This window comes from Hydrogenophaga sp. ANAO-22 (assembly GCF_042466645.1).
Lineage (GTDB): Bacteria > Pseudomonadota > Gammaproteobacteria > Burkholderiales > Burkholderiaceae_C > Hydrogenophaga.
The window spans coordinates 1,502,965-1,529,427 of the sequence record NZ_CP159956.1 but is presented as its reverse complement, the minus strand read 5'-3'; the positions used below and the strand labels follow the sequence as shown (position 1 = coordinate 1,529,427).

Genomic DNA, 26,463 nt, shown 5'->3' with positions numbered 1-26,463 from the left:
AGTCAGGCGCTGGTGTCGGCGCGCCCGAACAGGCGGTGCACCTGGGCGCGGATCCACTGGTGCGCCGGGTCCTGCGCGGTGCTGGCGTGCCAGACCAGGCGCACCTCGTAGCTGGGCGCGGCCGCGCGCGGCAGCTCCCACACGCGCAGGTCGTGGCGTTGGCCGAGGTTGGCGGCGTACATCTGCGGCACGATGGTCAGCAGGTCGGTGTTGAGCGCCAGCTCGGGCAGGGCGCCGAAGTGCCGCGCGCGCAGCACGATGCGCTCGGAGAGCTTCATGCGCACGAGCATCTTTTCGACGCTGCCGTGGAAGGTGGCGGTGGGTGAGGCCACGACCAGCGATGCCTCGGACAACTGACGCGCGCTCAGCGTGCGCCCCGCCGGCCCCGAGGCGGGGCGCCAGCTCGAGGAGGTCAGCGCCACGTAGTGCTCGCGAAACAGCAGCTCGGCGCGCACGCCGCGGTGGCGCGGCTGCAGGATGCCGATGGCGAAGTCGATGTCGCGCGATTCGAGCGCGGCCGGCACGTCCTCCGCCGCCACCGACACATTGGTCACGTGCGCCTGCGGCGCCTGCTGGCGCAGGGCCGCCGCCAGCGGCGGCAGGAACATCATCTCGCCCAGGTCCGACAGCGAGAGGCGCCAGCGCATCTCGCTGCGCGCGGGGTCGAAGTCGTCGCGCACGCTCACCAGGGCTTCGAGCATCTGCAACTGCGCCTGCACCTCGGGTGCCACGCGCTCGCACAGGCGCGTGGGCTGCAGGCCGCTGGGCGAGCGCACGAACAGGTCGTCCTTGAAGTAGTCGCGCAGGCGCGCCAGGGCGTTGCTGGTGGCGGGCTGGGAGAGCGCGAGCGCCTTGCCGGCCGCCGTCACCGAACCGGTGCGGTGGATCGCGCCGAGCACGCGCAGCAGGTTGAGATCGAGTTGGCGGAAGTTCATGGCGAGCCTCTCAGGGTTGGCCCTGATTATCCATGCCGTGAATACACCACATCAGATCAATCCATTTGTCAGATGGGGATGAGGCGCCTACATTGCCGGGCATAACGACAGGAGACCCACGGTTGGAACGTTCATTCCACAGCGAAATCGAGGCCCTCAAGCTGGGCCACGGCGAGACCTTCCACGGCGAAGGCATTCTGGCGGTGACCAAGGCACTGCTGCAGTCCGGCGTCACCTACGTCGGCGGCTACCAGGGTTCACCCATCTCCCATCTGCTCGATGTGATGGTGCAGGCCAAGCCCTACATGGACGAACTCGGCGTGCACGTCGAGGCCTGCACGAACGAGAGTTCGGCGGCCGCGATGCTGGCCGCGTCCATCATGTACCCGGTGCGCGGCGCGGTCACCTGGAAATCGGTGGTCGGCACCAACGTCGCGTCCGACGCGCTGTCCAACCTGGCCTCGCCGGGGGTGATGGGCGGCGCGCTGATCGTGGTGGGCGAGGACTACGGCGAAGGCGCCAGCGTCATCCAGGAGCGCACGCACGCCTTCGCGATGAAGTCCGCGCTCTGGCTCATGGACCCGCGGCCCAACCTGCCGACCATCGTGCGCATGGTCGAGAAGGGCTTCGAACTCTCCGAGGCCTCGAACACGCCGGTGATGATGGAGCTGCGCATCCGTGCCTGCCACGTGCAGGGCAGCTTCGTGGCCAGCGACAACATCGCGCCCGCCATCTCCAGCCGCCTGCTGCAACAGGAGGCGGCCTCGTTCAGCTACGACCGCCTCTCGCACCCGCCGTCCACCTTTCGCCATGAGAAGCACAAGTACGAAGTGCGCATGCCGGCGGCGCGCAAGTTCATCGAGGAAGCGGGCCTGAACGAGCACTTCGACGGGCGCCACGGCGAGGTGGGCCTGATCGTGCAGGGTGGGCTCTACAACACCACCATGCGCGCGCTGCAGCAGGCCGGCCTGGCCAATGGCACGGGCGAGAGCGACATTCCGATGCTGGTGCTCAACGTGGTGTACCCGCTGGTGCCCGAGCAGATCGCCGCCTTCTGCGCCGGCAAGCGCTCGGTGCTGGTGATCGAGGAGGGCCAGCCCGAGTTCATCGAGCAGGACATCGCCACGCAGCTGCGCCGTGCCGACCTGCAGACGCGCCTGCACGGCAAGGACCTGCTGCCCATGGGCGGCGAGTACACGGCCGAGATCCTGCTGAAAGGCCTCACGGCTTTCGTGGGCGAGCACCTGCCCACGCTGGACACCACCGCGGCGACCACCTTCGGCACCGAGCTGGCCGAAGTGCGCGAGCGCGCGCTGGCCGAACTCGGCGGCGGCGTGCCCGCGCGCCCGCCCAATTTCTGCACCGGTTGCCCGGAGCGCCCGGTGTTCGCCGCGCTCAAGCTGGTCGAGCGCGAGGTGGGCAAGCTGCACATCTCCACCGACATCGGCTGCCATTCCTTCGCCACCTTCGAACCGTTCTCGTTCGGCAACTCCATCCTCGGCTACGGCATGAGCATGGCGTCCAGCGCGGCGGTGAAGAACTTCTCGGCCAAGCGGCCGATCGCCATCATGGGCGACGGGGGGTTCTGGCACAACGGCCTGCTCTCGGGCGTGAGCTCGACCCTGCTCAACCAGGGCGACGGCGTGCTGGTGATCATGAAGAACGGCTACACCTCGGCCACCGGCACGCAGGAGACCATGTCCACGCCGGCCTCCGAAGCCAAGCGCGTGGCCGAGGGCTCCAGCGCCACGGCCGACGAGATGACGATCGAGAACACGCTGCAGGGCATGGGCGTGAAGTGGGTCAAGACGGTGCATAACTACCGCGTCTCCAAGGTGCGCGATGTGTTGAAGGAGGCGGTGAATTCGCCCTTCAAGGGCCTCAAGGTGGTGATCGCCGAAGGCGAGTGCCAGCTTGAACGCCAGCGCCGCCTCAAGCCGATCCGCGCGCGCCGCCTCAAGGAAGGCCTGCGCAGCGTGCGCACGCGCTACGGCGTGGACGAGGACACCTGCACCGGCGACCACTCCTGCATCCGCCTCTCGGGCTGCCCCACGCTCACCGTCAAGCCCACGAACGATCCGCTGCGGCGCGAACCCGTGGCGCACGTCACCAACGGCTGCGTGGGCTGCGGCCTGTGCGGCGAGGTGGCCGACGCCGCCGTGTTGTGCCCCTCGTTCCACAAGATCGAGATCGTCACGCACCCCAGCTGGTGGGACCGCCTCACCGACCGCTTCAACCGCTTCTTCATCGGCCTGCTGCAGCCGGCCTGAGCCATGACCCCACAAGACAACTCCTACGGCATCCTGATCGCCGCGCTCGGCGGCGAAGGCGGCGGTGTGCTGGCCGACTGGCTGGTGCAGTGCGCGCGCCGCCACGGTCTGCCGGTGCAGGCCACCTCGGTGCCCGGCGTGGCGCAGCGCACCGGCGCCACCAGCTACTACATCGAGCTGCTGCGCGAACCCGCGAGCGGGTCGGCCCATCCCGTGTTCGGCCTCACACCGGTGGCCGGCCGCGTGGACGTGCTGGTGGCCAGCGAGCTGCTGGAAGCCGCGCGCATGGTCGAACGCGGCTTCGTGACCGGCCGCACCACGCTGATCGCGTCCACGCACCGCGTCTACACCACGGTGGAGAAGATGCACATGGCCGACGGCCGGCAGGACCCGCAGCGCCTGGCCGATGCCGCGCGCGCGCTGGCGCGCCATGCGGTGCTGTTCGACATGGAAGCCGTGACCGTGAAGACCGGCACCGTGGTCTCCGCCGTGATGTTCGGCGCGCTCGCCGGCGCCGGTGTGCTGCCCTGGCCGCGCAGCGTGTGCGAGGACGTGATCCGCGAATCCGGCAAGGGCGTGCAGGCCAGCCTGGCCGGTTTTGCCGCCGCGTTCGACGAGGCCGCGCAACCTTCGATTCCCGCCGCCGAGGTGTCGAAGGACGCGCTGCAGGTGCTGGCCGATGCCCAGCTGCTGTCTGTGTTGCAGGGCGAGTGGATGGTGCGCCTGCAGACCTGGCCGCCCGCCGTGCAGTTGCTCGCCGCGCACGGCGCGCTGCGCTGCCGCGACTACCAGAACGACCGCTATGCCCAGACCTTCTTCGACCACGTGCAAGGCCTGGTGGACGCGACGCCACCGGCCGCCAGCGAGGCGCTGGAAGAGGCGGTGCGCCACCTCGCGCTGTGGATGTGCTTCGAGGACGTGATCCGCGTCGCCGACCTCAAGACGCGGCGCAGCCGCTACGCGCGCGTGGCGAGCGAAGCCCAGGCCAAGCCGGGCGACATCGTGCGCGTCACCGAGCACTTCAAGCCCGGTGTCGATGAAGTGGCGGCGGTGCTGCCGCGCGCACTGGGGCAGTGGCTGGTGGCGCTGGCCACGAAGCGCGGCTGGATGGGCAAGGCCCACGTCGGCCTGCACATCCGCTCCACCAGCCTCTGGGGCTACCTCATGCTGCGCAGCCTGGCCTGGCTGCGCCCGCTGCGGCCGCGTTCGCTGCGCTATGCGCAGGAGCACGAAACGCTGGGCGCGTGGCTCGCCGCCATGCGCCAGGTGCTGGGGCAGTCGCCCGCGCTGGCGCTGGTGCTCGCGGGCCTGCCGCAGGTGCTCAAGGGCTATGGCGACACGCAGGTGCGCGGCCGCGAGAACTACGCGCGCCTGTGGGCCCTGCATGTGGCGCCGGTGCTCGGCGGCACCGCCGACGCCGAGCAGGTCGCCCCCCGTTTGCGCGAGGCCCTGCGGAGCACGCTCGCCGATCCCGAAGGCAAGCTCAACCAGGCGCACCGCGCCGCGCCGGGCCCCAAGGCGCAGCCCGTGTTCTGGGCCGCGAAGGCCCCACCCCGGGAAACCACGGTCACCCCTCGCGCATGAATGCCTGCACCATGCGACCTTTCTTGAAAAACCTCAACAACCAGGAGACAAAGATGAAAAACCCGATCCAGACTTCCTTGCGCGCTGTTGCCATGGCAACCCTTCTGCTGGGCGCGGCCATCGCACAGGCGCAGGACAAGGCGGTCGAGCTGAAGTTCGCGCACTGGCTGCCGGCCTCGCACCCGCTGGCCAAGCTCGGTTTCGAGCCCTGGGCCAAGTCGGTGGAAGCGGCGTCCAAGGGCTCGATCAAGGTCGCCCTGTTCCCGGCGCAGCAGCTCGGCAAGGCCGCCGACCACTACGACATGGCGCGCGACGGCATCGCCGAGATGACCTGGGTGAACCCGGGTTACCAGGCCGGCCGCTTCCCCATGATCGCCGCCGGTGAACTGCCCTTCCTGATCGGCAAGCCCGGCCCCGGCTCGGCCGCGCTGGACCAGTGGTACCGCTCCTACGCCGCCACCGAAATGAAGGACGTGAAGTTCTGCTTCGCGCACGTGCACATCGGCACCTTCCACGCCAAGAAGCCGATTACCGAACCCGGCCAGTTGAAGGGCATGAAGATCCGCTCGGCCAACGGCACCGTGGCCCAGACCATGACGCTGCTGGGCGCGACCAACGTGCAAGTCTCGGCCCCCGAGTCGCGCGACGCGCTCGACAAGGGCGTGGCCGATGCCATCACCTTCCCCTGGAACTCCATCGTGTCCTTCGGCATCGACAAGGCCGTCAAGTTCCACAGCGACATGCGCTTCTACGCCTCCGACTTCGTGTGGGTGCTCAACAAGCCCTGGTACGACAAGCTGGCGGCGGGCCAGAAGAAGGTCATCGACGACCACTGCAACAACGAATGGGCCGGCAAGGTCGGCGGCGCCTGGGGCGATGAGGAAGACTCGGGCCAGGCCAAGCTGGAAAAGACGCCGGGCCACACCATCGTGAAGATCTCGCCCGCGCAGCTCGACGTGTGGAAGAAGGCGGTTGATCCCGTGTACGCCCAGTGGGTGAAGGCCGCCGACGCTGCCGGCAACAAGGGCCAGGCCGCGCTGGATGACCTGCGCAAGGAACTGGCCAACCGCAAAGCCGGCAGCTGATGAAGCGCCTGTTCTCGGCCATCGAGACGGTGGCCGCGCTGTTCCTGCTACTGATCGCGCTGCTGACGGCCGGCAACGTGCTGCTGCGTTACGCGTTCAGCATGCAGATCCCCGACTGGTTCGACGGCACGCAGATGCTGCAGGGCATCGCGATGTTCTGGGGCATCGCCCTGGCCACCTACTACGGCACCCACATCGGGGTCGACATCGTGTGGGAGCACCTGAGCCCCAAGGGGCAGCGCCGCATGGACCTGCTGGCCACCGCCCTGAGCGCCGCCTTCCTCGTGCCCCTGGCATGGATGGTGTGGGTCAAGGTGGGCGGCACCGGCAGCCAGGGCACCATGGACCTGCGGCTGCCGCTGCAGTGGTTCTACAGCGTGGCGGCCGTGGGCGCCAGCGTGGCGGGGGTGCTGGCGCTGGTGCGCCTGCTGCACCTGTGGCAAGGCCGCGCGGCCAGCCCCGAGCCGGTGGACGACGACGTGCCAGGAGCGGCCCATGGATCGTGATCTGGTGGCCCTGCTGGGCTTCGTGGGCATGTTCGCCCTCATGGCCGTGCGCGTGCCGATCGGCATCGCCATGGGCATCGCCGGCGTGGGCGGTTTCGCGCTGCTCTCGGGCACCACGCCCGCGCTCAACCTGTTGGCCAACGTGCCGCTGTCGGTGCTCACCGACTACAACCTCATCGTGATCCCGATGTTCATCCTGATGGGGGCTTTCGCCTCGCATTCGGGCATGAGCACCGAGCTGTTCAAGGCGGGGCGGGCCTGGCTGGGCCATCGGCGCGGCGGCCTGGCGCTGGCATCCATCGCGGCCTGCGGCGGCTTCTCGGCCATCAACGGGTCGTCGGTCGCCACCGCGGCCACCATGACGCAGGTGGCCCTGCCCGAGATGCGCCGCGCGGGTTACCACCCGGGCTTCTCGGCCGGGCTGATCGCGGCCGGTGGCACGCTGGGCATCATGATCCCGCCCTCGGTGATCATGGTGCTCTACGGCATCATGACCGAGACCGACATCACCAAGCTGTTCGCGGCCGGCATCATCCCCGGCTTCATGGCGATCGGGTTCTACAGCGTGGTGGTGGCCATCGTGGCGCGCCTGCGGCCCGACACCATGCCCCGCGGCGAACGCCTGGGCTGGGGCGAGCGCTTCGCCTCGCTGCGCCCGCTCTGGGCGGTGGTGGTGCTGTTCGTGTTCGTGCTGGGTGGCATCTACGGTGGCATCTTCACCGTGCAGGAAGCGGCCGGCGTGGGCGCGATCGGCACGCTGGCCATCGGCATGCTGCGCGGGCGCCTGGGCTGGAAACAGATCAAGGCCGCCCTCATCGGTGCGCTGCGCGTGTCCTCGGCCATCATGATGATCGTGGTCGGCGCCTACCTGTTCGGCTACTTCCTCACCATCACCCAGTTCACGCAGAACGCGGTGGAGTTCCTGGTGCACCTGCCGGTGGGGCCGTATGGCGTGCTCGCGCTCATCATGGTGGGCTACCTGATCCTCGGTGCGGTGATGGACGAGCTCGCGATGATCCTGCTGACCGTGCCCATCGTGTTCCCCGCGATGATGCAGCTGGGTTTCGACCCGGTGTGGTTCGGCGTGATCGTGGTGATGGCGGTGACCTTCGGCATGATCTGCCCGCCCGTGGGCATGAACGTGTTCGTGATCAACTCCATCGCGCGCGATGTGCCGCTGGGCGCGATCTACAAGGGGACCATGCCCTTCATCGCGGTGGACGTGGCGCGCCTGCTGATCCTGTGCGCGTTCCCGGCCCTGTCGCTGTGGCTGCCGGGGTTCATTGAATAGTGGCATGGCGCCCGTGTGGCGCTATGCTGCCGTTCATGAACACCCCTTTCCTCGAAACCCTTGAAGCGGTGAGCGGCGGCGACGCCGCTGCCCAGCCCGCTGCCTCCATCATCGTGCTGCACGGCCTGGGCGCCGACGGCAACGACTTCGTGCCGATCGCGCGCGAGCTCGACCTGCGCGCGCTCGGCCCGGTGCGCTTCGTGTTCCCCAGCGCCCCGGTGCTGCCGGTCACGCTCAACGGCGGCTACCGCATGCGCGCCTGGTACGACATCCACCCGCCCAGCGCGAACCCGGCCGTGCCGCGCCTCGAAGACGAGGCCGGCCTGCGCGCCGCGCAAGGCCTGGTGCAGGGCCTGATCGACCGCGAGGTCACGCGTGGCGTGCCGGCCCACCGCATCGTGCTCATGGGTTTCTCGCAAGGCTGCGCGATGACGCTCATGACCGGCCTGCGCGCGCCGCAGCGCCTGGCCGGGCTGGTGGGGCTCTCAGGCTACCTGCCGATCGCCGAAACCACCGCCGCCGAGCGCGGTGAGGCCAACCGCGACACACCCATCTTCCTCGCGCACGGCGAAGACGACCCCATGGTCACCATCGACCGCGCCATCGCTTCGCGCGACGAGCTGCAGCGCCTGGGGTATGCGGTGGAATGGCACAGCTACCCGATGGAACACACCGTGAGCACGCAGGAGGTGGACGACCTCAACGTGTGGTTGTTGAAGGTCCTGGCCGACGCATGAGCGTGCCGGCCAGGCGCGCCATGTCGCGCCCGTAGAGGATCAGCGCCAGCGCCAGGCCGATCACCGGCATCGCGACGAACACCCAGCCGGTGAGCCGCTCGCCGCCCAGCCACACGCCCACGCACAGCGCCACCACGGGGTTCACGAAGGAGTAGCTGCCCGCCAGCGCCGCCGTGGTGTTCTTCAACAGCCAGAGGTAGGCGTTGAGCGTGACCATGGTGCCCATGACCACCAGGTACAGCCAGGCCAGCACCGAGGCCAGCGACACCTGTTGCCAGGCCACGGTGCGCGCGCCAGGCTCCCACAGCGCGGCCACCCCCAGCCCGAGCAGGCCACCCAGCAGCCACTGCGCGGCCGAGGCCATGGCTGGCGGCGGCAGGGCCAGGCGGCGCGAGGCGTAGGAACCGAGGCTCCAGGCCAGGGGCGCGCCGAAGGCGCACAGCGAGCCCATCAACGTGGTCGAAAAATCGCCCTCCAGCGCCAGCAGCAGCGCGCCGCTGGCGCCCAGCGCGAGGCCGATCCAGCTGGTCAGCGGCACGCGCTCGCCGCCCCAGCGCGTCCACAGCGCGAGCCACATCGGCATGGTGGTCACCACGGTGGCCATCAGGCCCGAGCCGATGCCGGCCTTCTGCGCCAGCACCACCAGCGCCATGGCGGCGAAAGCCATCAGGCCGCCGATGAGGGCGCTCGCGCGCCACTGCGCCGCCGTCGGCCAGGCTTGGCCCTGCCAGCGCGCGATGCCGAGCATCAACACACCCGCGAGCACGAAGCGCGCGCCGTTCATGAGCACGGGCGGCAGGGACTGCATGGCCACGTCGAGTGCGAAGTAGGTCGTGCCCCAGACCAGGTAGACGATCAGCAGGGCGCCACCCAGGCGCAGGGTCTGGCGGTCCAGGCGATTCAGGTTGAAAATGGCAGGCATCGCGAGTTGATTGGCGGAAATTATTCGGCAGATCGCTTCATGACTGTATTTTGATCACAATATCGGCCGTATGCAAGCAAATATCAATATCGACGACACGGACGCCAGAATTCTTACGGTTCTGAGCGCCGACAGCCGGCGTTCCTACGCCGAGGTGGCGGCCGAGGTGGGTCTGTCCACGGCGGCCGTGCACGAGCGCGTGAAGAAGATGGCCGAGCGCGGTGTGATCGAACGCTTCGCCTTGCGCGTGGACCCGGACCGCGTGGGCTTGCGCTTCACCGCCTTCGTGGCGATCCGCAACGACGGCGGCGCGCACTGCCGCGACGTGGCGCCGCGCCTGCGCGAGCTGCCCGAGGTGCTGGAGCTGCACAGCGTGGCCGGCGAACACGACTTCCTGGCCAAGATCCGCACCACCCACGCGCGCGCGCTGGAAGAGGTGCTCTACAAGATCAAGGCCATTCCCGGCGTGGCGCGCACCACCAGCACCGTGGTGCTCAACACCGAGTTCGAAGACCGCCCGCTGCAGCTGCCCGCCGACCGCGAAGCCTGAGGCGGCTCAGGGCGTCTCGCGCAGCCAGTAGCCGGGCCGCGCGTAGACCTTCTTGAGGTGGTCGATGAAGAAGCGCACCTTGGCCGGCAGGTGCCGCTGCTGCGGGTAGACGGCCAGGATGTCGTAGGCGGGCAGCGCGAACTCATCGAGCACCGTGACCAGCTCGCCGCGCTGCAGCTGCGCCTGGATCTCCCAGGTGGAGCGCCAGCCCAGGCCCATGCCCTCGCTGACCCAGCGGTGCAGCAGTTCGCCGTCGTTGCAGTCCAGGTTGCCTTCCACGCGCACCGTCACCGTGCGATCGCCCTGCTGGAAGTACCATCCGCGCTGCTGGCCGCCCTGCAGGTTGAAGGCCAGGCAGTTGTGTTCCTTCAGGTCGTCCAGCGTGCGCGGCTTGCCGTGCTTGCGGAAGTAGGCCGGCGTGCCGCAGACCACGCGCTGGTTGGTGGCCAGGTGCACGGCGACGAAGTTGGGGTCGATCGCGCCGCCGATGCGCAGGCCCAGGTCGTAGCCCTCGCGCACCAGGTCCACCACGCGGTCGGTGAGGTTGAACGAGAGCTTGACCTCGGGGTTGGCCTTGAGGAAGGCGCTGGCGTGCGGCGCCACGTGCAGGCGCCCGAAGGCCGCCGGGGCCGACACCACGAGGTGGCCGCTGGCGCGGTGCTTCTGCGCCGACACCGTGGCCTCGGCCGCGGACCACTGCGCCAGCAGCGTGCGGCACTCGTCCAGAAAACCCGCGCCCTGCTCGGTGAGCGCCAGGCGCCGGGTGGAGCGGTGGATCAGCTGCGTGCCCAGGCGGCGCTCCAGCGCGTCGATGCGCCGGCCCATCATCACCGGCGTGATGCCCGCGTGCAACGCGGCGGCGGCCAGGCTGCCGTGCTCCATCGCCATCACGAAGGCCTCGATTTCCTTGAAGCGGTCCATGGCGGCATGTTAACGCCGCCGGCGCTTCATTGCATACCTGGAGTATCGAATCGGCGTACCGCCGCTGCCATTCCCAAGAGGAAGGGTTCTCCCTAGCATCGAACCCAGTCCCTCAACCCTGGTAAGGAATCGCATCATGGCCCGAATGACCGCGGCGCAAGCCGCCATCTGTGTGCTGGAGAAGGAAGGCATCTCGCAGGCCTTCGGTGTGCCCGGCGCCGCCATCAACCCGTTCTACGCCGCCATGCGCCAGCGCGGCAGCATCAGCCACATCCTGGCGCGGCACGTGGAAGCCGCCTCGCACATGGCCGAGGGCTACACCCGGGCGCGCGCCGGCAACATCGGTCTGTGCATCGGCACCAGCGGCCCGGCCGGCACCGACATGATCACCGGCCTGTACTCGGCGCAGGCCGACAGCATCCCCATCCTCTGCGTCACCGGCCAGGCGCCGCGCGCCCGGCTGTACAAGGAAGACTTCCAGGCGGTGGACATCGAGAGCATCGCCAAGCCGGTCACCAAGTGGGCCGTGACGGTGCGCGAGCCCGCGCTGGTGCCGCGCGTGTTCCAGCAGGCCTTCCACCTCATGCGCTCGGGCCGCCCGGGGCCGGTGCTGATCGATCTGCCGTTCGACGTGCAGATGGCCGAGATCGAGTTCGACCCCGACACCTACGAGCCGCTGCCGGTCTACAAGCCCGCCGCGAACCGCCGGCAGATCGAGAAGGCGCTGGACATGCTGGCGGCGTCCACCAAGCCGCTCATCGTGGCCGGCGGCGGCATCATCAACGCCGACGCGGCCGACCTGCTGGTGGAGTTCGCCGAACTCACCGGCGTGCCGGTGATCCCCACCCTCATGGGCTGGGGCACGATCCCCGACGACCACCCGCTCATGGCCGGCATGGTGGGCCTGCAGACCAGCCACCGCTACGGCAACGCCACCATGCTGGCGAGCGACTTCGTGCTCGGCATCGGCAACCGCTGGGCCAACCGCCATACCGGTTCGGTGGAGACCTACACCAAGGGCCGGAAGTTCGTGCATGTGGACATCGAGCCCACGCAGATCGGCCGCGTGTTCGATCCCGACTACGGCATCGTCTCTGACGCCAAGGCCGCGCTGCAGCTGTTCGTGGACGTGGCGCGCGAGCGCAAGGCCGCCGGCCACTGGCCGAGTTACGCCAACTGGGCCGGCCGCTGCGCCGAGCGCAAGCGCCTCATGCTGCGCCAGACGCACTTCGAGCAGATCCCGATGAAGCCGCACCGCGTCTACGAAGAGATGAACCAGGTGTTCGGCCGCGACACGGTGTACGTGAGCACCATCGGCCTGTCGCAGATCGCGGGCGCGCAGTTCCTGCACGTCTACGGCCCGCGCCAGTGGATCAACTGCGGCCAGGCCGGCCCGCTGGGCTGGACCATGCCGGCCGCGCTCGGCGTGGTGGCCTCCGACCCGACGAAGAACGTGGTCGCGCTCTCGGGCGACTACGACTTCCAGTTCCTGATCGAGGAACTCGCGGTGGGCGCGCAGTTCCGCCTGCCCTACGTGCACGTGCTGGTGAACAACTCCTACCTCGGCCTGATCCGCCAGAGCCAGCGCGGCTTCGACATGGACTACTGCGTGCAGCTGGCCTTCGACAACCAGAACCTGGACGAGGGCGCGGGCGAGCTGCGCGGCTACGGGGTGGACCACGTCGCCGTGGTCGAGGGCCTGGGCTGCAAGGCCCTGCGCGTGACCGACCCCGAGAAGCTGCAGGGCGCCTTGCGCGAAGCGCAGCAACTCGCCGCGTTGCACCGCGTGCCGGTGGTGGTGGAATGCATACTGGAACGCGTCACCAACATCGCCATGGGCACCGAGATCGACAAGATCAACGAATTCGAGGCCATCGACTGCCGCGCCCCGCAGGGCCTGGAGACGGTGGGCCTGCTGGACTGAACCCGAGAACAGAGACAAGGACACCTCCCATGCCGACCTTTGCCGCCAACCTCTCCATGCTCTGGAACGAGCTGCCCTTTCTTGACCGCTTCGCCGCCGCCGCGCGCGCGGGCTTCAAGTCGGTGGAGTTCCTGTTCCCCTACGACTTCCAGCCCGACGAGATCAAGCAGCGCCTGACCGAGCACCAGCTGCAACTGGTGCTGCACAACATGCCGGCGGGCGACTGGGCCGCCGGCGAACGCGGCAAGGCCTGCTGGCCCGGCCACGAGGACGAGTTCCGCGCCAACGTGGCGCGCGCCCTGCAGTACGCCACCGCGCTGGGCGCCCCGAACCTGCACTGCATGGCCGGGATTCCCCCGAAGGGCACGGGCACCGCGCAGGCGCAGGCCACGCTGGTGAGCAACCTGCGCTTCGCCGCCGAGGCCGCGAAGCAGCAAGGGGTGCGCCTGCTGCTCGAACCCATCAACCATTTCGACATCCCCGGCTTCCTCGTGAACCGCCCGCGCCAGGCGATCGCCCTGATGGACGAGGTCGGCTCGGACAACCTCTTCCTGCAGTACGACATCTACCACGCGCAGCGCATGGAGGGCGAGCTCACCAGCACCATCAAGGACCTGCTGCCGCGCATCGCCCACATGCAGCTGGCCGACACGCCCGGCCGCCACGAGCCGGGCACCGGCGAAATCAACTACCGCTACCTGTTCGACGCCATCGACGACCTGGGCTACACCGGCCAGATCGGTTGTGAATACAAGCCACGCGACCCCGGCCCCGGCGGCACGGACAAAGGCCTCTCGTGGGTGGCCGCGCACGGCCAGACGCTCGAACTGCAAGGAGAACCGGCATGACCAAGGACGGACTCAAGGTCGGCTTCGTCGGCCTGGGCATCATGGGCGCGCCCATGGCCCTCAACCTGCTCAAGGCCGGGCATGCGCTGTTCGTGGCCAGCCGCGGCAAGATCCCGGCGGCCTTCGCGGAAGCCGGCGCCACCGTGTGCACCAACGCCACCGAGGTGGCGCGGCGCGCCGACATCGTGATCACCATGGTGCCCGACACGCCGCATGTGGACGACGTGCTGTTCGGCGAGACCGGCCTGGCCAAGGGCCTGAGTGCGGGCAAGCTGGTGATCGACATGAGCTCCATCAGCCCCATGGCCACCAAGGAATTCGCCAGAAAGATCAACGCGCTGGGCTGCGACTACCTGGACGCGCCGGTCAGCGGCGGCGAAGTGGGCGCCAAGGCCGCGAGCCTGACCATCATGGTCGGCGGCCCGCAGGCCGCGTTCGACCGCGCCCAGCCGCTGTTCGCCGCCATGGGCAAGAACATCACCCTGGTGGGCGGCAACGGCGACGGCCAGACCACCAAGGTGGCCAACCAGATCATCGTGGCGCTCAACATCGAGGCCGTGGCCGAGGCCCTGCTGTTCGCCAGCAAGGCCGGTGCCGACCCGGCCAAGGTGCGCCAGGCCCTCATGGGCGGCTTCGCGGCCAGCCGCATCCTCGAGGTGCATGGCGAGCGCATGGTCAAGCGCACCTTCAACCCGGGCTTTCGCATCGAGCTGCACCAGAAGGACCTGAACCTCGCGCTGCAGGGCGCGAAGGAACTCGGCCTGAGCCTGCCGCACACCGCGAGCGCGGCCCAGCTGATGCAGAGCTGCGCCGCCCACGGCATGGCCGGGCTGGACCACTCGGCCCTGTGCCGCAGCCTGGAGCTGATGGCGAAGCACGAGATCGCCCCCGAACCGGCGGCCTGAGGTCAGGCGTCCGGGGCGGCGCCGGGGTCGATCAATTCGACCGAGCGCAGCACGTGGCGCCACTCGGGGTGGTCGGGAGAGGCCGCCCAGTGGCGCATCGCGTCGAGGAACAGCGCGATGAAGCTGCGCGCCGCGGGCGCGGGTGTTTCCTGCGCGCGGCGCACCACGCCCACCAGGTGGGAGCGGAAGCGCTCGCGCAAGGGCAGGGCCACCAGGCGGTCGCGCAGGCTGGCGGTTTCCACCAGCGGCCAGGGGCAGAAACTGAGCATGTCGGTCTGCTGCACCAGCGTGAGCATGAGCGAGGCCGAGTGCGCCAGGTGGATGCGCTGGCGCGGCGGCTCGATACCGTGCTGCCCGAACAGGTTGTCCAGGATCATCGCGCGCTCGATCGGCGCGAAGTTGAGGATCCAGTCGTCCTCGAGCAGCTCGGCCAGCGAGCGCGCGGCGCTGCGCGGGTGGCCCAGGCGCGCCACCACCGTCATGTCGTAGCTGAACAGGGGCATGGCCTGCAGGCCCTGCATCGCGTCGTCGGGGGCGATGCGCCCGATCATGAGGTCCAGGCTGCCTTCGCGCAGCTTGGGGTAGGCCAGGGCGGACAGGCCGTCGAAGAATTCGAGCTGCACGTGCGGCAGGGCCGCCCGGAAGGCGGGCACCACGCGCGCGAGCAGCGTCTGCGCGACCCAGGGCGTCACACCCACCGACAGCCGCTGCGTGGCGCCCGAGTCGCGGTGGCGCGCCAGCGCCTCCTCGGCCTCGCGCAGCTGGGCCGTCACGCGCTGGGCGTGGACCAGCAGCTCCTGGCCCGCCGGCGTGAGGGCGATGCCGTGGCCATGCCGCGTGAGCAGCGCGATCTCGGCGTGCGTCTCCAGCTCGCGCAGCCCCTGCGTCACCGTGGCTTGGCTCAGCCCCAGCGAGCGCGCCGCCGCGCGGATGCTGCCTTCGGCGGCCACCGTCGCGAGGTAGCGGAGCTGGTGCACTTTCATATGACGGCATTATGTCCACGACAGGCAGCGGCGAGCGTCGAGCAGTTTGACCTGTCTACCCCTCGCGGGGGGCGGTTCATAGACTCGCCGGCATGAACTTCTGCATCGACAACGCTGCCGCCATTCACCAAGTGCTGCCCGCCGTGCGCGAGACCGCCGCCGAGATGGTGGCCCTGCGACACCAGATCCACGCCCACCCCGAACTCGCCTACGAAGAGTTCGCCACCAGCGACCTGGTGGCCGCCCGCCTGGCCGAGTGGGGCTACGAGGTGCACCGGGGCCTGGCCGGCACCGGTGTGGTGGGCACGCTGCGCCGGGGGCAGGGCACGCGCCGCCTGGGCATCCGCGCCGACATGGACGCGCTGCCCATCCAGGAAACCACGGGGCTGCCCTACGCGAGCACCGTGGCCGGCAAGATGCACGCCTGCGGCCACGACGGCCACACCGCCATCCTGCTCGCCGCCGCGCGCTGCCTGGCGCAGGAAGGGGGCTTCGACGGCACGCTGAACCTGATCTTCCAGCCGGCCGAAGAAGGCCTGGGCGGCGCCCGCCGCATGGTCGAAGAAGGCCTGTTCGAGCGTTTCCCGTGCGACGCGGTGTACGCGCTGCACAACATGCCGGGCTTTCCCGTCGGCCAGTTCGGTTTCAAGGAAGGGCCGTTCATGGCCTCGTCCGATTCGGTCATGGTGACGGTGCACGGCCAGGGCGGGCACGGTTCCTCGCCGCACCTCGCGGCCGACCCGGTGGTGGCCGCCGCCCACATCATCGTGGCGCTGCAGACCATCGTCTCGCGCAACGTGGACCCGCGCGAGATGGCGGTGATCTCCGTGGGGGCCATCCACGGCGGCGACGCGCCCAACGTGATCCCCGGCAGCGTGCAGATGCGCCTGACGGTGCGCGCCTACCGCCCCGAGATTCGCGCCATGCTGCGCGAGCGCATCACCGCGCTCGTGCAGGCGCAGGCCGCCACGCTGGGCGTGCGCGCCGAGGTGGACTACCACTGGCGCTACCCCGCGCTGGTCAACCACGTGGAGAGCACGCGCTTCGCGCGCGAGGTCGCGCGCGACTGGCTGGGCGACGAGGGCCTGCTGCCCGAGCTGCAACCGCTCACCGGCAGCGAAGACTTCTCGTTCATGCTGGAGCACTGCCCGGGCAGCTACCTCATCGTCGGCAACGGCGTGGGCGAGCACCACGGCAGCGGCGGCTGCATGGTGCACAACCCCGGCTACGACTTCAACGACGCCATGCTGCCCATCGCCGCGAGCTACTGGGTGCAGCTGGCGCGCCGTTTCCTGGCGCCCGCGAGCTGAGCGGCGCCGCATCTCCTGTCCCGCAACCCACCAAGGCACCGCCACCATGTCCCACCCGCTCCTCTCGTTCTCCCGGCGCGCGGCCATCGCCGCCCTCGGTGCCACCGCCCTCGTCGGTGTGGCTTCCCCGGCCCTGGCCCAGGGCACTTACCCCACCAAGCCGATCCGCATCGTGGTGGGTTACGCGCCGGGTGGTTCGGTGGACATGGCCGCGCGCGTGGTCGCCGACGTGCTCACCGCCAAGCTCGGCACCACGGTGGTGGTGGAGAACGTCTCGGGCGCGGCCGGCATCGTCGCGGCGCAGCGCGTGGTCAACAGCCCGGCCGACGGCTACACCCTGCTGGCCGGTTCGAGCAACGAGATGGCCGCCACCGGCCTGGTGAACCCGGCGCAGAAGTACGACCCGATCAAGGACCTCACGCCCATCGGCCTCATCGCCACGGCGCCGGTGCTGCTGGTGGCCGGATCCGGGATGCCGGTGAAGAACCTTGATGAGTTCATCGCGCTGGTCAAGCGCAACCCCGGCAAGTACAGCTACGGCAGCTCGGGCGTGGGCTCGACGCTGCACTTCGCGGGCGAACTCGTGAAGCAGCGCGCCGGCCTGTTCATCACGCACATTCCCTACCGCGGCACCAGCGCGCTCACCAGCGATCTGGCCGGCGGCACGCTGGACTTCGCCATCGTCTCGCCCACCGCCGCGGCCCCTTTCCTTCAGGGTGGGCGCATCACCGCGCTGGGCATCACCTCGGCGCAGCGCTTTCCCACCTTGCCGCAGGTGCCCGCGCTGGGCGAGCACCCGCAGCTCAAGGGCTACGACCTGGTGGGCTGGTTCGCGCTCGCCGCGCCGCGCGGACTGCCGCCGGAGATCGCGCAGCGCCTCTCGGCCGCGCTCAAGGCGGGGCTGGCGGAGCCGGGTTTCCGCCAGCGCCTGGAAGCGGGCGGCGCCATTCCGCCGGCCGGCAACGAAGACCTGGCGCAGATCATGCGCGCCGACCTCCAGAAGTACGCGGGCCTGGTGAAATTCGCGAACATGCGCGAGTGAGTCGGGGGTGGGTTTCGGGTGTTACCAGTCTGTAACCCGATGTACCCTGGGGTCGCTAGACTTCCCCCTCATGAACGAGCCGACCACCCCACCCAGTCTGAACGACCCCCGCGCCCTGCTGCGCCACTTGTACGACGTGGCGGTGCAGCGCGCGCTGCCTTTGCACAACACGGCCGCGAGCCTGCCGAAACCGCCCAAAGGCCGCACCCTGGTGCTGGGCGCGGGCAAGGCCGGCGGGGCCATGGCGCAGGCGGTGGAAGCCCTGTGGCCGGCCGACGCGCCGCTCTCGGGCCTGGTCGTCACGCGCTACCACCACACACCGCCCCGGCCTGAAGGCCTGCCGCAGCGCATCGAGGTGGTGGAGGCTTCCCACCCGGTGCCCGACGCGGCCGGGCTCGACGCCGCCCAGCGCATCCTGAAACTCGCCGATGGCCTCACGGCCGACGACCTGGTGCTGTGCCTGATCTCCGGCGGCGGCTCGGCCCTGCTCACGCTGCCTTGCGAAGGCCTCACGCTGGAAGACAAGCAGCGCATCAACCGCCAGTTGCTGGAGAGCGGCGCGCACATCGGCGAAATGAACACCGTGCGCAAGCACCTCTCGGCCATCAAGGGCGGGCGCCTGGCGGCGGCCTGCGCGCCCGCGCGCGTGGTCACGCTCACCATCAGCGACGTGCCCGGCGACGACGTCAGCGTGATCGCCAGCGGCCCCACCGTGGCCGATGCCTCCACCTGCGCCGAGGCGCTGGACATCCTGCGCCGCTACGGCATCGAGGTGCCGCCGGCGGTGCGCGCGCAGCTGGAAAGCGGCGCGCTCGAAACCCCCAAACCCGGCGACACCCGCCTGCAGGGCCACGCGGTGGAACTCATCGCCACCCCGCAGCAAAGCCTGGAAGCCGCCGCCGAGGCGGCGCGTGCCCTGGGCCTGAACGTGGTGATCCTCAGCGACGAGATCGAAGGCGAGTCGCGCGAGGTGGGCAAGGTGCACGGCGCGATGGCGCGCTCCACCGCGCTGGGCCGCAGCAGCTTCCAGACGCCCTGCGTGATCCTCAGCGGCGGCGAAACCACCGTCACCGTGCGCCCACGCGCGCCCGGCCAGGCCAAGGGCCGGGGCGGGCGGGCCGGCGAGTTCTGCCTGGGCCTGGCGCAGGCCCTGGGCGGGCAGGCCGGCGTGTGGGCCCTGGCGGCCGATACCGACGGCATCGACGGGGTAGAGGACAATGCGGGTGCGCTGGTGACGCCCGACACCCTGGCCCGAGCCAGCGAAAAGGGCCTCAAGCTCACCGACCACCTGGCCCGCAACGACGCCTACGGCTTCTTCGAGCCGATCGGCGACCTGGTGATCACCGGGCCCACGCACACCAACGTGAACGACTTCCGGGCCGTGCTGGTGGTGTGAGACCGGCGCGTTCCGCCCGGCGGTGAACCACCGCCGGCGGAGCCCCTACAACCCGCTTGATGTCGATCGCGCCCGAAAGGGCGCCCTAGGAAAGTCTTTTGCGCAGCCATTTCAACCGTTCCGCCCTGGTGCGTCAGCTCGCCGGGTGGTTGCCCGTGTCGGCGGATGTGCCGCGCCAGGACATGGCCGAGCGCCTGGGCGAGTGGTTGAACGTGGCCGACGCCATCGCCCTGCATTCGGCCCACCAGACCCTGCCCTCGGTCACGGCCCGGCGCGCCGCCGTCAAGAACAACGCCGCCGATGCGCAGGCCGAGCTGCAGCGCCTGCGCGCCACGCTCAGCCAGTCCATCACCACGCCACCCCAACCGCCGGTGGACGCCAGCGACGCCGAATTCGCCCCCACCACCAGCGCTGCCTCGACCAGCAGCGCCGCATGGAGATGGGGATCGACGCGCTGCGCGGCCACCTGCGCCAGACCCTGGCCGCCACCTCGCCCCGCCTGGCGCAGCTCGCCGCGCTGGACGCCACGCTGGACCAGATGCTGGGCGGGCGCGAGCAGCGACTGCTCGCCGGCCTGCCGGCCTTCCTCAAGGCGCGGTTCGAACACCAGCGCCAGACCCACCCCGACACCTGGCCCCCCCTGTTCGAGCAGGACCTCCAGCAGGCCTTGCTGGCCGAGCTCGACCTGCGGCTGCAGCCGGTGCTGGGCATGATCGAAGCGCTGGCCCAGGCGCCCGCGAAGCCGCATTGAATTGAATCCATGAACAGCCCTTCCCTGAACCGTTTGTTTTTCACCGCCGCCTTCGTCCTGGGCCTGCTGGCCATCGCCTGGGTGGGCGCGGGTTTTGTCGGCTCCAGCCTTTTCGCGCTGGCCATGACCGCGGTCATCGGCGCGGTCTACCTGCTGGGCGCGCAGGAGATCCGGCGCTACCGGCAGACCACCGCCTCGCTCGCCGAGGCGCTGGCCAACGTGCCGCAACCGCTCGCCACCCTGGGCGAATGGCTCGCGCGCGTGCCGCCCGGCCTGCAGAACGCCGTGCGCCAGCGCATCGAAGGCGAGCGCGGCGCGCTGCCCGGCCTGGCGCTCACGCCCTACTTGATCGGCCTGCTCGTGATGCTGGGCATGCTGGGCACCTTCCTCGGCATGGTGGTCACCTTCAAGGGTGTGGTGTTCACGCTCGAAGGCTCGGCCGACCTGCAGGCCATCCGCTCGGCGCTGGCCGCGCCCATCAAGGGCCTGGGCCTGGCCTTCGGCACCTCGGTGGTCGGCGTGGCCACCTCGGCCATGCTGGGCCTGATGTCGGCCATCGCCCGGCGCGAGCGCGCCGACGTGGCGCGCCAGCTCGAAGCCCACACCGCCACCGTGTTCCGCCCGTTCTCGCTGGCCCACCAGCGCCAGGCCACCTTCGACGCCCTGCAGCAGCAGGCCGGTGCGCTGCCCGCCGTGGTGAACCAGTTGCAGGCGCTCATGGCGCAGCTCGAACGCCGCAGCCAGCAGATGGACGAGCAGCTGCTGGCGCGGCAGACCCAGTTCCACCAGGCGGCGAGCGAGGCCTACCAGGGCCTGGCGACATCCGTGGAGCGGTCGCTCAAGGACAGCGTGAGCGCCAGCGCCCAGGCCGCCGGTGAGAGCCTGCGGCCCGTGGTGGACAGCGCCAAGGGCACCATCGCGCTGATGGCGCAGATCGAGCAGCGCGGCCAGCAACTGGACGAACAGCTGCTGGCGCGGCAGACGCAGTTTCACCGGGAGGCCAGCGAGGCCTACCAGGGCCTGGCGAACTCGGTCGAGAAGACGCTCAAGGACAGCCTGAGCGCCAGCGCCCGCGCGGCCGGCGAGAGCCTGCAGCCGGTGGTGGAAAACGCCATGGGCGCGCTCGCGCGGGAATCGACGCAACTGCACGAGCGCGTGAGCGCGGCGGTGCAGGCGCAGATGAACCAGCTCTCCGAGCGCTTCGGCGCCACTGCGGGCACCGTGGCCGACGGCTGGACGGCGGCCCTGCAGCAGCACGCCCACACCAGCGAGCAGCAGGCGCAGGGCCTGGACCGCGCGCTCACCGCCTTCACCACCAGCTTCGAACAGCGTTGCGCTGCGCTGATCACCGGCGTGCAGGAAACCGTGAGCCGCTCGCACGCCGAGCAGACCACGGCCGACCAGCAGCAGCACGCCGCGTGGGCGCAGACCTTGCAGACCCTGGCGGCCACACTGCAAAACGAATGGCGACAGCTCGGCGCGCAGACCCTGGCCCAGCAACAGACCGTGGCGCAGACGCTGGAACAGACCGCGACCCTCTGGCGCGACGAACTCGCCAGCCTGCGCCGCGAAGAAGCCGCGCGCGACCAGGCCAGCGCGCAGCGCGTGGGCGAGCTGCAGGCTTCGCTGAACGACCAGGTGGCGACCCACCTCGCGACGCTGGGCACCGCGCTCGAAGCGCCGATGGCGCGCCTGCTGGACACCGCCGCCGAGGCGCCCAAGGCCGCGGCCGAGGTGATCGCCCAGCTGCGCCAGGAGATGAGCCAGCTCACCGCGCGCGACAACACGGCGCTGCAGGAACGCGCCGCGCTCATGCACAACATCGACGCGCTGCTGCAGTCCGTGCAGCAGGCCACGGGCGAACAGCGCGCCGCCGTCGAATCGCTCGTCACCTCCGCCGGCGCGGTGCTCGACCAGGTGGGGCGCCAGTTCGCCGACACCGTGGGCGTGCAGGCCGTGCGCGCCGAAGAGGTGGCCGCGCAGGTCAACGGCAGTGCGATCGAACTCGCCGCCCTGGGCGAGGCCTTCGGCCACGGCGTGCAGCTCTTCAGCACCACCAACGAGAAGCTGATCGAGAACCTGCAGCGCATCGAAAGCGCCGTCACGCAGTCCATGGCGCGCAGCGACGAACAGCTGGCCTACTACGTGGCGCAGGCGCGCGAGGTGATCGACCTCAGCATCAGCTCGCAGCAAGGCATCGTCGAAGACCTGCGCCGCCTGCGCGAGCCGCGGCCCGCCGAGAAGAAGGCCGCGTGATGATCGGCCTGGACGACCGCCACATCGAGGACGAGGACGGCACCGACCACACCGCGCCGGTGTGGGCCGTGTTCGGCGATCTCATGTCCGGCCTGGTGGGCGCCTTCGTGCTCATCCTGGTCGGCGTGCTCGTGGTGCAGATGGACCTGGTGGCCAGCCTGCAGGCCGAGGTGCAGAAGCGCCAGCAGGAAGAGCAGCGCCGCATGGCCCTGGAAAAAGCCCTGGCCATTCCGCTGCAGAACGGCCGCGTGACGCTGGACAACGGCCGCATCGGCATCAGCGGCAGCGTGCTGTTCGCGCTCAACTCCGACGAGCTGCGCCCCGAAGGCCGGCAGATCCTGCAGAGCCTGGTGCCGCCGCTGCAGGTCTACCTGGGCGAGCGCGACGAGATGCTGATGGTCAGCGGCTTCACCGACGACCGCCCGGTGCAGGCCACCAACCAGCGCTTCGCCGACAACCTCGAACTCTCGGCCCAGCGCGCGCTCACCGTCACGCGCGCGCTGATCCAGGAAGGCATGCCGCCGCAGCGCGTGTTCAGCGCGGCCTTCGGCGCCGAGCAGCCCGTGGCCTCCAACGGCAGCGAGAAGGGCCGCGCGCTCAACCGCCGCGTGGAGATGGCGCCCGTGCCCAAGACGGCCCCGGCGCCCACCCCGAAGCCCTGAGATGAGCCACGACGCCGACGCCGTGCACGCCCATTACCTGGCCGCCCTGGCGCGCCGCCTGGAGGCCGCGCCCGAGGCCGTGCAACGCCTGCTGCGCGCGAAGCTGCCGGTGGTGGCGCCCGCCGAAGAGCTTGCCCAGGACACGGTGGCGCCCGCCGCACCGCCCCGGCGCCCGCGCGCGCCACCGCCCAAGCCGCTCACCCCGCTGGGCCGGCTCCACCAGCACATCGCCACCGCCACGCAGGCGCCGGGCACCGCCGCGGGCCGCCCCGAACTGCGCAGCGCGCAGGCGTTTCGCGAAACCTGGTCGCGCCTGTGCGCCGAGGACGAGGTGGTTCAGGCCGTGCAGCGCGGCCCCGAAAACGCCGGCCCGCTCAACTCGCACATGCTGGTGTTGCGCACCCTGGGCCTGCTGCGCGAAATCTCGCCGGACTACCTGCGCCGCTTCATGGCGCACGCCGACACCCTGCTGTGGCTGGAGCAGGCGAGCGCCCAGCTCAAGCAGCCGGCCGGCAAGCCCAAGGCGGCGCGGCAGAAGAAATGAACGCCATGACCCACCCCGTGCCCGCCGGGATCGCCGAACAACTCACCGCCACCCGCGCCGTGCTGGAGCGCCACCTCGGCGACACACTGGAGGCGATCCACCTGTTCGGCTCGGCCCTGGACGGTGGACTGCAAATCTTCAGCGACGTGGACCTGATGGTCACGGTGAGCGCGCCCCTGGCCGAGCCGGTGCGTCGTGCGCTGATGGTGGATCTGCTGTCCGTCTCCGCGCCACCCGGCACCGAGGGGCCGCTGCGCGCGCTCGAAGTCACGGTGCTCGCGCGCGGCGACGTGGTGCCCTGGCGGCATCCCGCGCGGCGCGAAATGCAGTTCGGCGAATGGCTGCGCGACGACCTGTTGGCCGGCACCACCGAGCCCGCCATGGAGGACCACGACCTGGCGATCCTGCTGAGCAAGCTGCGGCAACACAGCGTCGCGCTGATGGGGCCGCCTGCGGCCGAGCTGTTCGAGCCCGTGCCGCCCGCCGATTTCGCGCAGGCGCTGCTCGACACCGTGGCGCAGTGGAACGAGGCGCCCGACTGGGTGGGCGACGAACGCAACGTGGTGCTCGCCCTGGTGCGCATCTGGTTCAGCGCGGTCACCGGCGGGATAGCCTCCAAGGACGCCGCCGCCACTTGGGCGCTCGAGCGCCTGCCCGAAAGGCATCGGCCTGTCCTGGCCAAGGCGCGCTCGGCCTACCTGGGCCACGCGCGAGACGATCTGGCCGAACACGCGGAAGGCGTGGCGGCGTTCGTGCGGCATGCCCGGGCCGAGATCGAGCGCGTGGGCTCGACGGATTGAGCCTACGCCCACTGTGCCGATCAAATCCGCCTATATTTTTCACCCATGAACCTGCCCGCATCGCCCATTGCCGGGGTCGCCAGCCCGACCTCGATCGACAAGAAAAAGATCAAATTCCTGCTGCTGGAGGGCGTGCACCCCTCTGCGGTGGAGGTGCTGCGTGCCGCTGGCTACAGCCAGATCGAGAGCCTGCCCGGCGCGCTGCCCGAGGACGAGCTCAAGCACCGGATCGCCGACGTGCATTTCCTGGGCATCCGTTCCCGCACCCAGCTGAGCGCCGAGGTGCTGGCCCATGCCCAGCGGTTGGCGGCGGTGGGGTGCTTCTGCATCGGCACCAACCAGGTCGACCTGAGCGCGGCCAGCGCGCGGGGCGTGGCGGTGTTCAATGCGCCGTTCTCCAACACCCGGTCGGTGGCCGAGCTGGTGCTGGCCGAGGCGATTCTGCTGATGCGCGGCATCCCCGAGAAAAACGCGGTGTCCCACCGGGGTGGCTGGCTCAAATCGGCCAGCCATTCCTACGAGATCCGGGGCAAGACGCTGGGCATCGTAGGGTATGGCTCCATTGGCGCGCAGTTGTCGGTGCTGGCGGAAGCGCTGGGCATGCAGGTGGTGTTTTTCGATGTGGTCACCAAGCTGCCGATGGGCAACGCGCGCCAGGTGCCGAGCCTGGCCGATGTGTTGAGGCAGGCCGACGTGGTGAGCCTGCACGTGCCGGAAACCGCCGCGACGCAATGGATGATCGGTGCGGCCGAGCTGGCCCTGATGAAAGCCGAGGCGGTGCTGATCAATGCGGCGCGCGGCCAGGTGGTGGTGATCGAGGCCCTGGCCGAAGCCATTCGGCAGAAGCGCCTGCTGGGTGCGGCGATCGATGTGTTTCCCCAGGAGCCCCGCAGCAACGACGACCTCTTCGAGTCGCCGTTGCGGGGTCTGGACAACGTGATCCTGACGCCGCACATCGGCGGCTCGACGAAGGAAGCGCAGGAAAGCATCGGCGTGGAGGTGGCGGCCAAGCTGGTGAAGTACAGCGACAACGGCACCACGACCTCGTCGGTCAACTTCCCCGAGGTGGCGCTGCCGGCCCACCCCGGGCATCACCGACTGCTGCATGTGCACCAGAACGTGCCGGGCGTCATGTCCCGCATCAACCAGGTGTTCTCCGACAACCACATCAACATTGCCGGGCAGTTCCTGCAGACCCGGGGCGAGGTGGGCTATGTCGTGATCGATGTCGATGCGGCTTATTCGGACATCGCGCTGGCCCGACTGCTCGATGTGCCGGGCACGCTGCGTTGCCGCGTGCTGTTCTGATACTGGCCCGGCGCCTGGCCCACATGGCGGCTGAAGGCGGTGCTGAAGCTGCTGGCCGAGCTGTAGCCCACGCGCTCGGCCACCTCGACCAACGCCATGCCGGGGCGGCGCAGCAGGTCCTTGGCCAGCGCCATGCGCCAGGCCAGCAGGTATTCCATGGGGCGCAGACCGACGGCGCGTGAGAAGCGGTCGAAGAAGGCCGAGCGCGACAGCGCCGCCTGCCGGGCGAGTTCGTCCACCGTCCAGGCGCGCGCGGGCTCGCCGTGCAGGAGGCGCATCGCCGCCGCCAGCCGCGCATCGGCCAGGCCACGCAGCAAGCCGGGTGGGGCGCCTTCGCCGGTGGTGGAGCGCAGCGCCTCGATCAGCAGCACCTCCACCAGCCGGCCCAGCACCAGCTCGCGGCCGGCGCGCTGCTCGGTGGACTCCTCGCGCACCAGCCGCACCAGCACCGAGAGCCGCTCGATGCCGCGCACGTGCAGCAGGGCGGGCAGCAGCGAGACCAGCAGGGCCGCGTCGGGCGAGCCAAAGGCGAAGTAACCGCCGAGCATGCGCACGTCCGGCGGGCCGTCGGGCCGGCCGTGGCGCAGGTCGCCTTCCACGCCGGCCGCCTGCAGGGCGTCGATCGCCACCGGCACCACCGGCTCGAAACCCGAGAGCGTGAAGCCCGGCGTGGCCGGCATCAACACGAAATCGCCCGCTTCCAGGGTGATGGGTTCCTGGCCCTGGACGGCGAGCAGGCAGCGGCCCTCGAGCAGGGTGCAGAAGCTGGGCTGCCCGAAGGCCGAGTAGCGCACGCCCCAGGCGCCGGCGCCGCTGATCACTTTCGAGAACACCGCGCGGGGCCGCAGCAAGGCGATGACGTCGGCAAGGGGATCCACCATGATTGGACTTTGGCGAATGATTGATGGACTTTTGATTGTATTAAGTCCGGCT

At 70.0% G+C, this 26,463-nt stretch carries 23 protein-coding genes and 1 pseudogene; 19 read left to right on the top strand and 5 right to left on the bottom strand.

Going from position 1 to position 26,463, the window contains the following annotated elements:
- Positions 1 to 2: 2 nt before the first annotated feature.
- Positions 3 to 935, bottom strand: a complete 933-nt coding sequence (locus ABSY19_RS07220; protein ID WP_382160689.1) for a LysR substrate-binding domain-containing protein — start codon at positions 933 to 935, stop codon at positions 3 to 5.
- A 122-nt stretch (positions 936 to 1,057) separates the two neighbouring features.
- Between ABSY19_RS07220 and ABSY19_RS07215 the strand changes: the two genes are divergently transcribed.
- Genes ABSY19_RS07215 through ABSY19_RS07190 form a run of 6 tightly spaced genes read left to right on the top strand, consistent with a single transcriptional unit; the run spans position 1,058 to position 8,408 of the window.
- Positions 1,058 to 3,205: a thiamine pyrophosphate-dependent enzyme gene (locus ABSY19_RS07215; protein ID WP_382160686.1), complete on the top strand. Its 2,148-nt coding sequence runs from the start codon at positions 1,058 to 1,060 to the stop codon at positions 3,203 to 3,205.
- A 3-nt stretch (positions 3,206 to 3,208) separates the two neighbouring features.
- Positions 3,209 to 4,789, top strand: a complete 1,581-nt coding sequence (locus ABSY19_RS07210) for an indolepyruvate oxidoreductase subunit beta family protein (protein ID WP_382160683.1) — start codon at positions 3,209 to 3,211, stop codon at positions 4,787 to 4,789.
- Between the two features lie 53 nt (positions 4,790 to 4,842).
- On the top strand, positions 4,843 to 5,874 hold the full coding sequence (locus ABSY19_RS07205) for a TRAP transporter substrate-binding protein (RefSeq protein WP_382160680.1): 1,032 nt from the start codon (positions 4,843 to 4,845) through the stop codon (positions 5,872 to 5,874).
- On the top strand, positions 5,874 to 6,380 hold the full coding sequence (locus tag ABSY19_RS07200; protein WP_382160677.1) for a TRAP transporter small permease: 507 nt from the start codon (positions 5,874 to 5,876) through the stop codon (positions 6,378 to 6,380). The genes ABSY19_RS07205 and ABSY19_RS07200 overlap by 1 nt, the downstream gene beginning before the upstream one ends.
- Positions 6,370 to 7,671: a TRAP transporter large permease gene (locus ABSY19_RS07195; RefSeq protein WP_382160674.1), complete on the top strand. Its 1,302-nt coding sequence runs from the start codon at positions 6,370 to 6,372 to the stop codon at positions 7,669 to 7,671. The genes ABSY19_RS07200 and ABSY19_RS07195 overlap by 11 nt, the downstream gene beginning before the upstream one ends.
- A gap of 35 nt (positions 7,672 to 7,706) precedes the next feature.
- On the top strand, positions 7,707 to 8,408 hold the full coding sequence (locus ABSY19_RS07190; protein WP_382160671.1) for an alpha/beta hydrolase: 702 nt from the start codon (positions 7,707 to 7,709) through the stop codon (positions 8,406 to 8,408).
- On the opposite strand, the gene ABSY19_RS07185 is transcribed toward ABSY19_RS07190, so the two are convergent.
- Positions 8,371 to 9,330, bottom strand: coding sequence for an EamA family transporter (locus ABSY19_RS07185; protein WP_382160668.1), 960 nt, complete (start codon positions 9,328 to 9,330; stop codon positions 8,371 to 8,373). The two genes, ABSY19_RS07190 and ABSY19_RS07185, sit on opposite strands and share 38 nt — an antisense overlap.
- A gap of 70 nt (positions 9,331 to 9,400) precedes the next feature.
- On the opposite strand from ABSY19_RS07185, the gene ABSY19_RS07180 reads away from it, so the two are divergent.
- Entirely contained in the window at positions 9,401 to 9,880 is a 480-nt protein-coding gene (locus ABSY19_RS07180; protein ID WP_382160664.1) for an Lrp/AsnC family transcriptional regulator, read from the top strand.
- A gap of 6 nt (positions 9,881 to 9,886) precedes the next feature.
- Here the strand turns inward: ABSY19_RS07180 and ABSY19_RS07175 are convergent, their stop codons facing one another.
- Positions 9,887 to 10,801, bottom strand: a complete 915-nt coding sequence (locus tag ABSY19_RS07175; RefSeq protein WP_382160660.1) for a LysR family transcriptional regulator — start codon at positions 10,799 to 10,801, stop codon at positions 9,887 to 9,889.
- A 136-nt stretch (positions 10,802 to 10,937) separates the two neighbouring features.
- Here ABSY19_RS07175 and gcl point away from each other — a divergent pair, with 136 nt between their 5' ends.
- Genes gcl through ABSY19_RS07160 form a run of 3 tightly spaced genes read left to right on the top strand, consistent with a single transcriptional unit; the run spans position 10,938 to position 14,478 of the window.
- On the top strand, positions 10,938 to 12,725 hold the full coding sequence (gcl, locus tag ABSY19_RS07170; protein WP_382160656.1) for a glyoxylate carboligase: 1,788 nt from the start codon (positions 10,938 to 10,940) through the stop codon (positions 12,723 to 12,725).
- Positions 12,726 to 12,754: 29 nt separating this feature from the next.
- Positions 12,755 to 13,573 (top strand): hydroxypyruvate isomerase, encoded by an 819-nt coding sequence (gene hyi / locus ABSY19_RS07165; protein ID WP_382160653.1) that lies wholly within the window; start codon positions 12,755 to 12,757, stop codon positions 13,571 to 13,573.
- The gene (locus ABSY19_RS07160; protein WP_382160650.1) at positions 13,570 to 14,478 is read left to right on the top strand and encodes a 2-hydroxy-3-oxopropionate reductase; all 909 of its coding nucleotides are present in this window, start codon (positions 13,570 to 13,572) and stop codon (positions 14,476 to 14,478) included. Before hyi ends, ABSY19_RS07160 begins: the two co-directional genes overlap by 4 nt.
- Positions 14,479 to 14,480: 2 nt before the next feature.
- Here the strand turns inward: ABSY19_RS07160 and ABSY19_RS07155 are convergent, their stop codons facing one another.
- Positions 14,481 to 15,461, bottom strand: a complete 981-nt coding sequence (locus ABSY19_RS07155) for a LysR family transcriptional regulator (RefSeq protein WP_382160647.1) — start codon at positions 15,459 to 15,461, stop codon at positions 14,481 to 14,483.
- A gap of 92 nt (positions 15,462 to 15,553) precedes the next feature.
- On the opposite strand from ABSY19_RS07155, the gene ABSY19_RS07150 reads away from it, so the two are divergent.
- The 9 genes and pseudogenes from ABSY19_RS07150 to serA all read left to right on the top strand — a co-directional run bounded on the left by ABSY19_RS07150 (position 15,554) and on the right by serA (position 25,530).
- Positions 15,554 to 16,771 carry a M20 aminoacylase family protein gene (locus ABSY19_RS07150; RefSeq protein WP_382160644.1) on the top strand — a complete coding sequence of 406 codons (1,218 nt, stop codon included), beginning with the start codon at positions 15,554 to 15,556 and terminating at the stop codon, positions 16,769 to 16,771.
- 46 nt (positions 16,772 to 16,817) lie between these two features.
- The gene (locus tag ABSY19_RS07145) at positions 16,818 to 17,813 is read left to right on the top strand and encodes a Bug family tripartite tricarboxylate transporter substrate binding protein (protein WP_382160642.1); all 996 of its coding nucleotides are present in this window, start codon (positions 16,818 to 16,820) and stop codon (positions 17,811 to 17,813) included.
- Between the two features lie 70 nt (positions 17,814 to 17,883).
- The gene (locus ABSY19_RS07140) at positions 17,884 to 19,209 is read left to right on the top strand and encodes a glycerate kinase (protein ID WP_382160639.1); all 1,326 of its coding nucleotides are present in this window, start codon (positions 17,884 to 17,886) and stop codon (positions 19,207 to 19,209) included.
- Between the two features lie 128 nt (positions 19,210 to 19,337).
- Positions 19,338 to 19,960: pseudogene (locus tag ABSY19_RS07135) on the top strand (DUF3348 family protein).
- A gap of 9 nt (positions 19,961 to 19,969) precedes the next feature.
- Positions 19,970 to 22,216: a DUF802 domain-containing protein gene (locus ABSY19_RS07130; RefSeq protein ID WP_382160636.1), complete on the top strand. Its 2,247-nt coding sequence runs from the start codon at positions 19,970 to 19,972 to the stop codon at positions 22,214 to 22,216.
- Positions 22,216 to 22,878: an OmpA family protein gene (locus ABSY19_RS07125; RefSeq protein ID WP_291115632.1), complete on the top strand. Its 663-nt coding sequence runs from the start codon at positions 22,216 to 22,218 to the stop codon at positions 22,876 to 22,878. Before ABSY19_RS07130 ends, ABSY19_RS07125 begins: the two co-directional genes overlap by 1 nt.
- Position 22,879: 1 nt before the next feature.
- Complete coding sequence (locus tag ABSY19_RS07120) at positions 22,880 to 23,422, top strand: DUF2894 domain-containing protein (RefSeq protein WP_382160633.1); 543 nt, start codon at positions 22,880 to 22,882, stop codon at positions 23,420 to 23,422.
- A 5-nt stretch (positions 23,423 to 23,427) separates the two neighbouring features.
- Complete coding sequence (locus ABSY19_RS07115; RefSeq protein ID WP_382160630.1) at positions 23,428 to 24,222, top strand: AadA family aminoglycoside 3''-O-nucleotidyltransferase; 795 nt, start codon at positions 23,428 to 23,430, stop codon at positions 24,220 to 24,222.
- Positions 24,223 to 24,267: 45 nt separating this feature from the next.
- A complete protein-coding gene (gene serA, locus ABSY19_RS07110) occupies positions 24,268 to 25,530 on the top strand; it encodes a phosphoglycerate dehydrogenase (RefSeq protein WP_382160627.1) in 1,263 nt (420 codons plus the stop codon).
- Here serA and ABSY19_RS07105 read toward each other — a convergent pair.
- Positions 25,461 to 26,411, bottom strand: a complete 951-nt coding sequence (locus tag ABSY19_RS07105) for an AraC family transcriptional regulator (protein WP_382160624.1) — start codon at positions 26,409 to 26,411, stop codon at positions 25,461 to 25,463. The two genes, serA and ABSY19_RS07105, sit on opposite strands and share 70 nt — an antisense overlap.
- Positions 26,412 to 26,463 lie beyond the last annotated feature (52 nt).